Genomic DNA, 204 nt, shown 5'->3' on the forward strand with positions numbered 1-204 from the left:
GCATTACCGTCAGTGCCCCGAGCATCACCCTGAGCCCCGGCTCCCTGAGCAACGGCACTGCCGGCACGCCCTATAGCGCTACCCTCAGCGCCACCGGCGGCACTGTGCCCTACAGCTACAGCATCACATCCGGCAGCCTGCCGACCGGCCTCAGCCTGAACACCGGCACCGGTGCGATCAGCGGCATACCGAGCGCCGCTGGCA

The 204-nt window shown here is 68.6% G+C and carries 1 protein-coding gene; it reads left to right on the forward strand.

All coding sequences use genetic code 11. The features are described from left to right. The coding region (locus F6S12_RS33635; protein ID WP_315870097.1) for a putative Ig domain-containing protein at window positions 1-204 on the forward strand (204 nt) is incomplete at both ends.

Source organism: Pseudomonas sp. JV245A, from assembly GCF_032424515.1.
Lineage (GTDB): Bacteria > Pseudomonadota > Gammaproteobacteria > Pseudomonadales > Pseudomonadaceae > Aquipseudomonas > Aquipseudomonas protegens.